At 61.0% G+C, this 11,371-nt stretch carries 13 protein-coding genes; 8 read left to right on the forward strand and 5 right to left on the reverse strand.

The genetic code is table 11. The annotated features are described in order from the left end of the window. Positions 1 to 15: 15 nt before the first annotated feature. The 4 genes from A8O26_RS12765 to A8O26_RS12780 are packed head-to-tail and all read right to left on the reverse strand — an operon-like array spanning position 16 to position 4,255. Entirely contained in the window at positions 16 to 1,137 is a 1,122-nt protein-coding gene (locus tag A8O26_RS12765; RefSeq protein ID WP_064118320.1) for an agmatine deiminase family protein, read from the reverse strand. Positions 1,138 to 1,185: 48 nt separating this feature from the next. After that, on the reverse strand, positions 1,186 to 2,289 hold the full coding sequence (locus A8O26_RS12770) for an extracellular solute-binding protein (RefSeq protein WP_064118321.1): 1,104 nt from the start codon (positions 2,287 to 2,289) through the stop codon (positions 1,186 to 1,188). Between the two features lies 1 nt (position 2,290). Next, complete coding sequence (gene aguB / locus A8O26_RS12775) at positions 2,291 to 3,199, reverse strand: N-carbamoylputrescine amidase (protein ID WP_064118322.1); 909 nt, start codon at positions 3,197 to 3,199, stop codon at positions 2,291 to 2,293. 3 nt (positions 3,200 to 3,202) lie between these two features. Next, positions 3,203 to 4,255, reverse strand: a complete 1,053-nt coding sequence (locus tag A8O26_RS12780; protein ID WP_064118323.1) for an agmatine deiminase family protein — start codon at positions 4,253 to 4,255, stop codon at positions 3,203 to 3,205. Between the two features lie 111 nt (positions 4,256 to 4,366). Between A8O26_RS12780 and A8O26_RS12785 the strand changes: the two genes are divergently transcribed. Beyond that, on the forward strand, positions 4,367 to 5,227 hold the full coding sequence (locus A8O26_RS12785) for a LysR substrate-binding domain-containing protein (protein ID WP_064118324.1): 861 nt from the start codon (positions 4,367 to 4,369) through the stop codon (positions 5,225 to 5,227). On the opposite strand, the gene A8O26_RS12790 is transcribed toward A8O26_RS12785, so the two are convergent. Then, complete coding sequence (locus A8O26_RS12790; RefSeq protein WP_064118325.1) at positions 5,205 to 6,131, reverse strand: LysR family transcriptional regulator; 927 nt, start codon at positions 6,129 to 6,131, stop codon at positions 5,205 to 5,207. The two genes, A8O26_RS12785 and A8O26_RS12790, sit on opposite strands and share 23 nt — an antisense overlap. A 114-nt stretch (positions 6,132 to 6,245) precedes the next feature. Between A8O26_RS12790 and A8O26_RS12795 the strand changes: the two genes are divergently transcribed. The 7 genes from A8O26_RS12795 to phnE all read left to right on the forward strand — a co-directional run bounded on the left by A8O26_RS12795 (position 6,246) and on the right by phnE (position 11,371). Next, the gene (locus tag A8O26_RS12795; protein ID WP_064118326.1) at positions 6,246 to 6,647 is read left to right on the forward strand and encodes a RidA family protein; all 402 of its coding nucleotides are present in this window, start codon (positions 6,246 to 6,248) and stop codon (positions 6,645 to 6,647) included. Positions 6,648 to 6,720: 73 nt separating this feature from the next. Further along, positions 6,721 to 7,278, forward strand: coding sequence for a helix-turn-helix domain-containing protein (locus A8O26_RS12800; RefSeq protein WP_064118327.1), 558 nt, complete (start codon positions 6,721 to 6,723; stop codon positions 7,276 to 7,278). 75 nt (positions 7,279 to 7,353) lie between these two features. Further along, a complete protein-coding gene (locus A8O26_RS12805) occupies positions 7,354 to 7,926 on the forward strand; it encodes an HD domain-containing protein (protein WP_064118328.1) in 573 nt (190 codons plus the stop codon). A 205-nt stretch (positions 7,927 to 8,131) separates the two neighbouring features. Then, complete coding sequence (locus A8O26_RS12810) at positions 8,132 to 8,995, forward strand: putative selenate ABC transporter substrate-binding protein (RefSeq protein ID WP_007919100.1); 864 nt, start codon at positions 8,132 to 8,134, stop codon at positions 8,993 to 8,995. Beyond that, complete coding sequence (locus A8O26_RS12815) at positions 8,992 to 9,789, forward strand: phosphonate ABC transporter ATP-binding protein (protein WP_064118329.1); 798 nt, start codon at positions 8,992 to 8,994, stop codon at positions 9,787 to 9,789. Before A8O26_RS12810 ends, A8O26_RS12815 begins: the two co-directional genes overlap by 4 nt. Continuing rightward, complete coding sequence (locus A8O26_RS12820; RefSeq protein ID WP_064118330.1) at positions 9,783 to 10,607, forward strand: PhnE/PtxC family ABC transporter permease; 825 nt, start codon at positions 9,783 to 9,785, stop codon at positions 10,605 to 10,607. Before A8O26_RS12815 ends, A8O26_RS12820 begins: the two co-directional genes overlap by 7 nt. After that, complete coding sequence (gene phnE / locus A8O26_RS12825; protein WP_064118331.1) at positions 10,604 to 11,371, forward strand: phosphonate ABC transporter, permease protein PhnE; 768 nt, start codon at positions 10,604 to 10,606, stop codon at positions 11,369 to 11,371. The genes A8O26_RS12820 and phnE overlap by 4 nt, the downstream gene beginning before the upstream one ends.

The following is an 11,371-nucleotide window of genomic DNA, read 5'->3' on the forward strand; positions in this document are numbered from 1 at the left end:
CCGCCAAAGAGTCAATCACGCCTGTGGTTGATGGCTGGTCACGCAGTGAATTCCGCCGCCACCGGCGGCGATGGCATCGATGTCGAGCTGGACGATTTCGCGATCCGGATACAGCTGCGACAGCAGGTCGAACGCTTTTTTGTCCGCGGCTTTGTCGCCAAATTCCGGAGCGATGATCGCGCCGTTGATCACGAAGTAGTTGATGTAACCGGCGGCGAAGTCCGGGTTGTTTTTGTTGAACTTGCTTTTGCGCGGATTGAGCGGCGGCGACATCGTGTGGACCTGGAGTTTGCGACCATCAGCATCGGTGGCGTTCTTGAGGATTTCCAGGTGCGCCAGGGTGACCTTGTGATCGTAGGATTCAGGGTCGGTGTCGAGGTTGGCAATCACCACACCGGGCTTGATAAATCGTGCGTAGAAATCAACGTGGGCGTCGGTGATGTCCTTGCCCTTGATCCCCGGCAGCCAGATGATTTTGCGCAGACCCAGACGCTCCTTCAGTTCAGCTTCGACATCAGCTTTGCTCCAGTCGCGATTGCGGTTGCTGTTGATCCAGCTGCTCTCGGTCATGATTCCGGTGCCGTGGCCATCGACCTCGATGCCGCCGCCCTCGCCCACCAGATCGGTGCGGATGTAGGTGGCTTGTGCGTCGTCGGCGACCAGTGCGGCGATCTTCGAGTCTTTGCTGTGCTGCTGTTTGCCGCCCCAACCGTTGAAGTTGAAGTCCACCGCGCCCAAACCACCCTTATCGTCGATAACGAAATTGGCGCCGATGTCACGCATCCAGATGTCGTCGAGCGCTGCGGTGACGTAAGTGATGTTGTGTGTGCCGCAGAATTCCTCGGCGATGCTGCGCTCATTTTTGCGGCAGAACACCGTCACTGGCTCAAACCGCGCGATGGCGCGGGCGACGCGGCCGAGGGCTTCCTGAACGTCTTCGGTGAAGTCTTCCCAGATCGCGTCTTGCGCGCCGAAAGCGATGTAGGCGCGCTCATGCTTATCGCCTTCGTCAGGCATGAACCAGCGTCCTTGCGCAGCGGCGAACACTGTGCCCGGCGACAGGCCAAGGCCCATAAATGCCGCGCCGACACCGGCGGCGACCGTGACTTGTTTGATGAACTCGCGACGAGTCGACATGTTGCTTTTCCTGTAGAAAAAAGGCCGGCGCAACACGCCGGCCATGGATCATTGGCCAGTGGCAGTCTTGAATTTGGTCCAGGTGCGCATGCGCGCTCGCATATCAGCCTGGGGAATGTCCTTGCCCGGAATCAATCGAGCATAGGTCGCCTCGTCGAGGTAGATATCCGGGTTGTCACGCATGCTTGCATCGACGTTCGCCCGCGCCTTGGCGTTGGAGGTCGGGTAACCGGTGAAATTGCTGATCGCTGCCATGTTCGCTGGGCGCATGACGAAGTTGATAAACGCGTAGGCGTATTCCGGATGTCTCGCGTCGACCGGAATGGCCATGGTGTCCATCCACACCGTGGTGCCTTCGCGGGGCACGCGATACTGAAACTTCGTGTGCTTACCGGCACTGTCCGAAGTGCGCTGAGCCTGGGTCATGTCACCGCTGTAACCCAGTGAAAGGCACAGGTTGCCGTTAACCAGATCGGTGACCGGTTGCGACTGGAACTTGCGGATGTACGGCCGCAGCTTCATCAGCAATTCGCTGGCCGCTGCCAGATCCTCGGCTTTGCCGCTGCGCGGATCGCGACCGAGGTAATTGAGCACCACGGCCAGCGCTTCATCCGGCGAGTCGATCATCGAGATTCCGCAATCGGCAAACTTCGCCGCCAGCTCCGGTTTGAACAGCATGTCGAGGCTGTTGACCGGCGCGTCGGCCATGCGTTTTTTGATCTGCTCCTCGTTGTAGGTCAGGCCGATGGTGCCCCAGGTGTAGGGCACGGTGGCTTTGCTGGAGTGTTCGTAATGGCCGCGCAGTTTCTGCAAACCGGGTTCGATGTCGGCCAGTTCCGTCAGCTTCGTTTGATCCAGCGGCATCAGGCTGCCGGCGCGCATCAAGCGTTCGGCGACGGTGTCGCCGGGGAAGATCAGGTCGTAGCCGCTGCCGCCGGAGAGCATTTTGGCTTCGAGGGTTTCGCTGCCGTCCATGACGTCATAAATCACCTTGATCCCGGTTTCGGCAGTGAAACGGCTCAGCGTGTCTTCGGCAAAATAATCCGCCCAGTTGTACAGCCGCAGGGTTTTGTCTTCGGCGTGCAGCGACGGCATCAAGCAGATCAGCGCCAGGCCGATCGCGCCGCGTAAGCGTTTGTGGTGGATAGCCATGTCAAACCCCTTGGGTGTTCCAGCGTGCATGAAGGTGGCGACCGTCCTGACTCAGCAGCGGCCCGTACATGTCCGGACGACGATCGCGATAGATGCCCCAGCTCAAACGCTCTTCGCGCATGGCCGCCAGATCGAGGCGCTGAACCAGCACACCGGTGCTGTCGCGGTCAGCGCTGGCGAGCAATTGGCCTTTGTGATCGCTGATGAACGACGAGCCGTAGAAGCTCATTTGCAGGTTCGAATCGGTGGTCGCGGTTTCTCGACCGACGCGGTTCGACGCCACCACCGGTAGCAAATTGGCCGCCGCGTGACCGCGCATGGTCATCTGCCAGTGATCGCGGGAATCCAGCGCCGCGCAACCCGGTTCTGAGCCGATCGCAGTTGGATACAGAAGTACTTCGGCGCCCATCAACGCCAGGCAACGGGCGGTTTCCGGGAACCACTGATCCCAGCAGATGCCGACGCCAAGGCGGCCGAACGCGGTATCCCAGACTTTGAAACCGGTGTCGCCGGGGCTGAAATATTCCTTCTCCTGATAACCGATGGCGTTGGGGATATGGGTCTTGCGATACACACCCAACAGACGCCCGTCGGCATCGGCCACACTCAGCGAGTTGAAGTAGGCATTGCCAGCCTTTTCGAACCAGCTCAGTGGCAACACCACGCCCAGTTCACGGGCCAGTGCGGCGAAGCGCGCAAGCACGCGGCTGTCGCGGTATTCCTCGGCCAACGCCATGTGTTTATGGCTTTGCTCGATGCAGAAGTACGGCGTGGCGAACAGCTCTTGCAACAGGATCACTTGCGCGCCCTGCTGCGCCGCTTCGCGCACGAGATGCTCGGCGCGATCAAGGTTGCCGGGTAAATCCCAGGTGCACGGCATCTGCGTGGTGGCGAGGGTTAATAACGTCATCGCTTAACCCTCCGCCGGCCAGGCTGGCTGCTGCTGGGTAATGCAATGCACGCCGCCACCGCCGTGAGCCAAATGGTTGATCCGCACCGGCACCACTTCGCGGCCGGGAAAGGCTTTCTCCAATACTTTGGCGGCGACGTTGTCAGCCTCGATGCCATACGCCGGCATGATGACCGCGCCGTTGGCGATATAGAAATTGGTGTAGGACGCACAGAACACTTCGGCTTCGGTGTCGACCGCATCGGTGGCTTCGAACAGTTCGATCAGCTCGAACTTGCGGCCCTGCGCATCGGTGGCCAGTTCCAGTGCTCGGCGGTTTTCCCGTGCCACTTCGGCGTACACCGACGATTGATCGTGGGTGGCGTCAACCAGCAACACACCCGGACGGGCAAAGGCGCAGACGCCATCAACGTGGCCGTCCGTCATGTCGCCAGTGACGTAATCAGGATCACCCGGCAACCAGATGGTTTTCTTCACGCCGAGCAAACGGCTGAAGATTTCTTCCATCTCGGCTTTGCCGATGCCGGGATTGCGATTGGGGTTGAGCAGCACCGACTCGGTAGTGATCAGCGTGCCTTGGCCGTCGACATGTATCGCCCCGCCCTCGTTGCTCAGCGGCGTGCCAAAGCATTCCAGGCCGAGGTGATTGAGCGCACGACGCGCCAGGCTTTCGTCGAGGTCATGCGCCGACTTGCCACCCCACGCATTGAAGCGCCAGCTCACACCGGCCAGACCTTGCTGAGGGTGGCAGACAAAGGTCGGGCCAGAGTCGCGGCACCAACTGTCATTCACGGCCAGCGCAATCAATTCGATGTTCGGCCCGCACAACGCTTTGGCACTGGCGATGGCCGATGGATCGACCACCAGTTTCACCGGTTCGAAGCGGGCGATGGCGTTGGCGACGCGTGCGAAATCTTCCTGCACTTGCGCCAGGGTCACGCGCCAACCGGATTCCCACAACGTCTGGTTGTGCGGCCAGACCATCCACGTCGCGGCGTGAGTCACCCACTCTGCCGGCATCATCCAGGCGCTGTTTTTATTGTCGTTGTACTGCATGATATGCCTCGTTAGTTAAGCCAATGTGTTCACGCCGACCATGCTACGGACGCGTAAACAGGCAAACAAACAATGGATTTAGTGGATAACTGATTAGAGGAGCTTATCGATATGCTCAAACACTGGCCGCCGCTCAGCTCCCTGCGCGGCTTCGAAGCGGCTGCCCGGCTGGGCAGTTTTCACAAGGCCGCCGAAGAGCTGAGCCTCACCCAGTCGGCGATCAGCCAGCAGATTCGTAGCCTTGAGGCGTACCTTGAGCAGCCGTTGTTTTTCCGCAGCGGTCGCAGCGTGGCGCTGACCGATGCCGGGCACGATTTGCTCAGCACTACCCAGGCGATGCTGCAGCAACTGGCGGTGGGGATTCGGCGTCTGGGTCAGTATCAGAAACCCAATCAACTGGTGCTCAACACCACGCCGGCCTTTGCCCTGCATTGGTTGCTGCCACGGTTGGCGGACTTTCGCGCACTGCATCCAGAGGTGGATTTATGGATCTACAGCACCGATGAAGTGCCGGACATGGCCACGCAGACCATCGACCTCGCCGTGCGCGACGACATCAGTTCGCAAGCCGAATGCAGCTTCAAAGTGCTGCACGCCGATCGCCTCTATCCGGCCTGCCACCCACGCGTGCTGAAGCAACCGCAAGCGCAGCGCACGACCTTGCACGGTGAGCGGGAAATGGACTGGAGCCACTGGGCGGTCGAGGCCGGGATCGATGTCGGCCAACAGGATCAGGGCCTGAACTTCTCCGACCCGGGATTGCTGCTGGACGCCGCATGCTCGGGGCTCGGCATTGCGCTGGTGAGCCAGTTACTCAGCCGTCAGGCGCGGGCGGATGGCCTGTTGCAGCCGCTCGTCGAAGGCACCATTCGCGGGCCGAACTGGGCGCTGCTGACTCATCGCGACAGCGAAAACGACTCGATGGCGCGCAGTTTCAGCGAATGGCTGATCAATAACCTGAGCGATCAATGACCGGTGCATGCGCCGCCATTACCTCGACAATCCAGTCGATGAACACTCGCAGTTTCAGGCTGACATGCCGGTTCGGCGGATAAGCCACATAAAGCGGCATCGGTTCGAGTTGCCAGTCCTCGAATAGCGCTACCAGTTCGCCCTGCGCTTCGTGAGCGCTGGACATGTACTTGGGCAGCCAGAGTACGCCCAAGCCGGCCAGTCCTGCCGCGAGGTAGGCGTTGCCGTCATCAACTGCCAGTACGTGGCGGCCTTTGATTTGCAGGTTCTCACTGGCATTGCGCAAGGCATACGGCACCGGTTTGCCGGTGCGCGCCCAGAGGAAACCGACCACGCGATGGTGGCTGTTTTCCAGCTCCCGTGGATGCACCGGCGTACCCGCGCGAGCCAGATATTGCGGTGCGGCAAATACACCCAACTGCAGATCGGCGACCTTGCGCGCCATCAACGACAAGTCCAACAGTTCGCCACCGCGCACCACGCAATCGACGTTCTCATCAATGATGTCGACGATGCGGTCGCTGACGCCCATGTCGATCTGAATGTCCGGATAACGCGCATGAAACGCGGGCAAGGCCGGCACCAGAATCAGCCGTGCCAGCGGGCTCGGTACGTCCACGCGCAGCCGGCCCGAAGGCAACGCTGCGGCGCCGGGCAGGCTGGTTTCGGCGTCGTCCATATCGGCCAGCAACTTGACCACCCGCTCGTAGTAAACGGCGCCGTCGGCGGTGACGTTGACCTTGCGCGTGGTGCGGTTGAGCAACTTGACCCGCAGCCGCGCCTCCAGTTGTTGCACCAGTTGAGTCACGGTGGTCTTGCTCATGTGCAGGGTTTCCGCGGCTTTGGTGAAACTCCCGGCCTCGACCACCCGGGCGAACGCCTGCATTGCATCAAATCGGTCCACGTTTAAGCCTCTGATTGTTTGGCATTCACGAACAGTGAACGCCAAGCTTGCGCGTTTATCGCACGACTGCAAATACCTAAAGTGGCTCCATCAACTCACTGATGGAGACACCCCATGACCCAGCGCGATGTTGTTTTCCCGCCTGCCCGCCGCGCACTTTACGAGCGCCATCGTTACTCGCCGGCGGTGCGCTCCAACGGTTTTCTGTTTGTCTCGGGACAGGTCGGCAGCACTGAGGACGGCACGCCGGAGCCGGATCTGCAAACCCAGGTGCGCCAGGCCTTCAACAACCTCAATGCGATCCTTAAGGAGGCTGGCTGCACATTTGACGACGTGGTCGACGTCACCGTGTTCATCGTTGATCCGCAGTCGAAGTTCGAGACGATCTGGAATCTGGTGCTGAGCGAATTCTGGGGCGAGGCCCCGCACCCGACCGCCACCGCGATTGGCGTGACCTGGCTGTACGGCTTTGATTTCGAGATCAAGGTGATTGCCAAGCTACCCGAAGCGGCCTGATCGTCAGGTGGATTTGCAGCGTGGGCCGGCAGTCTTCAGACTGTCGGCCCTTTAGTCTTTCCCGACATCCGCCATGTCAGTTTCATTGCTCGAACCGGCCCTCCCCGGCATCGCCCTGCGTCGTTGGCGCCTGTTGCATCGCGTCAAGCAAAGCCACGCCGCGCAGATGTTCAACGTCACCCAATCGACCATTTCCCGTTGGGAAAGCGGCGTGCTGGCGATGGATTCAGCGGCGCATCTACAGCTTGAACAACTGCTGGCCGCGCGCCTCGACACGGCGGCCGACCAAGCCCTCGCCCGCTTGGTGCGCGAAAGTGCACGACCGGTGCATCTGGTCTGCGACCTCACTCACCGTTTGCTGGCCTGCTCCCCGGCCCGTGCCGCACAGTTCGCCAGCCCGCTGAGCGAATTGCTCGGGCAATCGCTGTGGCGTTTCGTGACGGCGGAAATCGCCAGCAACGAACTCGCACTCGACACCCTCGGCTGGCGTGAGCTGCAGGCGCCACCGGCGCTGGAATTTGTCACCGGCAACAACGACTCCAACATTGTGCCGATCCGCCAAAGCCTGTGCCGCTGGACCCGCATTCCGTTGTCCGACGGCACGGCGGCGCGGCTGGTCGAGACGCTCTGAACGCATATTTTATGCGTGGACGCTCACCCACATCAGTTCTAGGCTTGCCTCTCGGTTCCACCATCGGGCAAGTTCATGGACCTCGAAAAAATCAGCGGACGCCTTGAATTCCTGCGTGAAGCAGAAAGGCTCAAGGACGTCCTCAGAAGCGCACACACCTCGAATGGCCGCACCGAAAGCACCGCCGAACACAGCTGGCGCCTGTGCCTGATGGCGATGGTTTTCGCCGATGAACTGGTCGGACTCGACCTGCTGAAAGTGCTGAAGATGTGCGTGATTCACGACTTGGGCGAAGCGATCAATGGCGACATCCCGGCAGTCGATCAGGCCGCGTTCCCCGACAAGGCTGAGCAGGAGCGTAACGACCTTCTGCTGCTCACCCGCTCGCTTGATGAGACGCTGAGAAACGAGATTCTCGCGTTGTGGGACGACTACGAACATGCCCGGTCTGCCGAATCCAAAGCGGTCAAGGCACTGGATAAGCTGGAAACCCTGTTGCAACACACTCAGGGCCAGAACCCGGCGGACTTCGACTACCGCTTCAATCTGACCTACGGTGAGAAGCACACCGGTGCTGCACCGATTTTCGCTGCACTGCGCGCCCTCATTGATCAGGACACTCAGGCAAGAATTCAACAAGCGAAGTGAACTCGTCGCGTCCGGCATAGCCCGCGCCCCGGCGAACAATACGATCAACGCTCACCTTCAAGGATTGGCCGGCTTACAAAACCACATCTGTTGATGCTGGTCTTTGATGCCTTGAGTGCGTATAACCTCGCCGTTTCGTCTACCCTGAGTTTGCGCCTCACGTCGCCACTTCAGCCCTTTTGACGCTCACGAAACGGAGAATTCCATGCTCAAACGAACCCTGGCACTGACCGCCGGCCTGGCCCTGTCCTTTTCTGCGCTGGTAACTCACGCCGCCGACGTTCTGCGCGTCAGCGCGATTCCCGATGAAGCACCGACCGAGTTGCTGCGCAAGTTCGAACCGTTGGGCGCTTATCTGGAACAGCAATTGGGCATGAAGGTGCAGTTCGTGCCAGTAGCCGACTACCCGGCGGTGGTTGAAGCACTGGCCACCGATCGCCTCGACATGGCCTGGCTCGGTGGTTTCACCTTCGTTCAGGCACGCTTGAAAACCGACGCGACCACGCCGGTCATTCCGTTGGTGCAACGCGAACAGGATGCGCAGTTCACCAGTAAATTCATCACCGCCGACCCGAATGTGCACAGCCTCGCCGACCTGAAAGGCAAGACCTTCGCCTTCGGTTCGGTGTCGTCGACTTCCGGCAGCCTGATGCCACGTTACTTCATGCTGAAAAACGACAACATCAAACCTGAAGCGTATTTCAGTCGCGTCGCCTACTCCGGCGCGCACGACGCCACCGTGGCGTGGGTGCAGGCCGGCAAGGTCGACGCCGGTGTGCTGAACGCCAGCGTCTGGCAAAAACTGGTCGACGCCGGCAAGGTCGACACCAACAAGGTCAAAGTCTTCGCCACCACCCCGACCTACTTCGATTACAACTGGACCGTGCGCGGCACCCTCGACCCGGCACTGGCGGCGAAAATCAAGAAAGCCTTCCTTGATCTGGACCCGGCCAACCCTGAGCAGAAGAAGATTCTTGATCTGCAAGCCGCCAGCCGTTTCATCGACACCAAGCCCGAGAACTACAAGGGCATCGAGGAAGCCGCCCGCGCCGCCGAACTGCTGAAATGACCCTACGCCTCAAACACGGCAGCCTGCGCCACGCCAATGGAGTCGACGCCCTGCGCGGTGTCGACTTGCAGATTGGCGTTGGCGAACAGGTCGCCATCATTGGCCCGTCCGGGGCCGGTAAATCGAGTTTGCTCAACCTGCTGGCCACCGCACTGCGGCCCAGCAGCGGCGAGATCGAAGTGCTCGGCGAACGCGCCTGGCACCTGTCGGCCCGTCAGCGTCAACGTCTGCGCGCGCGGATTGGTCTGGTGCATCAGGCGCCGCCATTGCCACCGCGTCAGCGCGTGGTTACTGCCGTACTGGCCGGCAAACTTGGGCAGTGGAATCTGGGTAAAAGCCTTTTGAATCTGCTGCATCCACTGGATGTGGCCGGTGCGCGCGCGGCGCTGGCGCGACTGGATCTGGGCGACAAACTCTTCGCCCATTGCCAGCAATTGTCCGGCGGCCAGTTGCAGCGCGTCGGAATTGCCCGGGTGTTGTATCAGGCGCCGGAGATACTGCTGGCTGACGAACCGGTGTCCGCCATGGACCCGGTCATGGCCGGGCACACCCTGTCGATCCTCTCGCGCCACGCTCGCGAGCACAACGTGACGCTGGTGGCCAGCCTGCATGCGGTGGATCTGGCGTTGTCGCACTTCCCTCGGATCATCGGTTTGCGCGACGGGCAGATTCTGTTCGACAGCCCTTCCGCTCAAGTCAGCCATGAAATGCTCGATGCGCTATACGCCAACGAAAAACTGCAATCACCGACCGCTGCGGTGGCGCCCCTGACTGTGCAGATTCCACGATGCTGAAGGCTGATTCACGCGATCCGGCGGCGTGGCCACGGCTGCTGCTGACGTTGCTGGCGATTGCCTTGCTGTGGCCGGGCGTTCAGCTCAGTGAGCTGAACCTGGGCGTGTTGCTGCCCGACAGCCAGAATGAAATGGGCCGCTTTGTCGCGCAATTCTGGCCACCGGCGCATGACGAAGCGTTTCTCCAGTTACTGCTCAAAGCCACCCTGCAAACCCTGGCCATCGCCACCGCCGGTATGGCCTTGGCGCTGTTGCTGGCGATACCGGCGGGCCTGATCGCCAGTCGCGCGCTGTCGCTGTCCGCCGCCTCACGCGGTGGCGTGCCCAGTCGACTGGGGCGTCTGCTGCGCTGGCCGGTGCGCGGCCTGCTGATCTTTTTGCGCAGCGTGCCGGAAATCGTCTGGGCGCTGTTGTTTGTCCGCGCCGTCGGCCTCGGTCCGGCGGCGGGTGTATTGGCCATCGCGATTACCTACAGTGGCATGCTCGGCAAGGTCTACGCGGAGATTTTCGAATCCACCGATCAGCGTCCGGCCCACGCGCTGTTGCAGGCTGGCAGTGGTCGTCTGGCGGCGTTTGCTTACGGCACGCTGCCCAATGTCGCGTCGGAATTGCTCTCGTACACGGTTTATCGTTGGGAATGCGCGATTCGCGCCTCGGTGGTGATGGGCTTTGTTGGCGCCGGAGGCTTGGGACAACAGATCGACCTGTCGATCCGCATGTTCGCCGGCGGTGAAGTCGCGAGTATTCTGCTGTGCTTTCTGATTCTGGTTTTGGCCGCCGATCAACTCAGCCGCTTGCTGCGCTGGAGGCTGATATGAACCGTCTGATCAACCTGCTGCTGATCGCCAGCATAGGGCTCGCCGTCATCGCCTCGTTCGCGTATCTGGGGCTCGATCTCGGTGAACTCGGCAGCGCCACCAGCCTCAAGCAGATGGGCGCTTATGTGCAGCGCTTTTTCAGCCCGGACCTGAGCGCCGATTACCTCAAGGCAATCTTCCACGGTTCGCTGGAAACCTTGGCCATGTCGGCCCTCGGCACGTTGCTCGCCGCCGTGTTTGGCATCGTCCTCGCGCTGCCTGCCGCCGGGCGTTTCGGCTGGCCACTGCAAAGTGCCTCGCGCCTGTTGCTCAATGCCTTGCGGGCGATTCCGGAACTGGTCTGGGCCGCGCTGATGGTGCTCGCCGCCGGCCTCGGCCCGAACGCCGGCACCCTCGCCCTCGCCCTGCACACCACCGGCGTGCTCGGTCGCTTGTTCGCCGAGGCGCTGGAAAACACCCCGCCACAACCGGCCGAAGCGATTCGTTTGGAGGGCGGCAATCCAATCCTGGCCTTCTGCTACGGGACCTTGCCGAACCTTGCGCCGCAACTGCTCGCTTACATGCTCTACCGTTGGGAAAACAACATCCGCATGGCCAGCGTGCTCGGTTTTGTCGGTGCCGGCGGATTGGGGCAGATGCTCTATGTGAGCCTCAGCCTGTTCCAGGAAGCGCAAGCCAGTACGGTGATTATGGCGATGCTGGTGCTGGTGTTTGTGGTGGACTGGCTGAGTGCGTGGAGCCGGCAGCGCTGGGTCAAGGCGTAG

The sequence above is a fragment of the Pseudomonas fluorescens genome, from assembly GCF_001648775.1.
GTDB lineage: Bacteria > Pseudomonadota > Gammaproteobacteria > Pseudomonadales > Pseudomonadaceae > Aquipseudomonas > Aquipseudomonas fluorescens_M.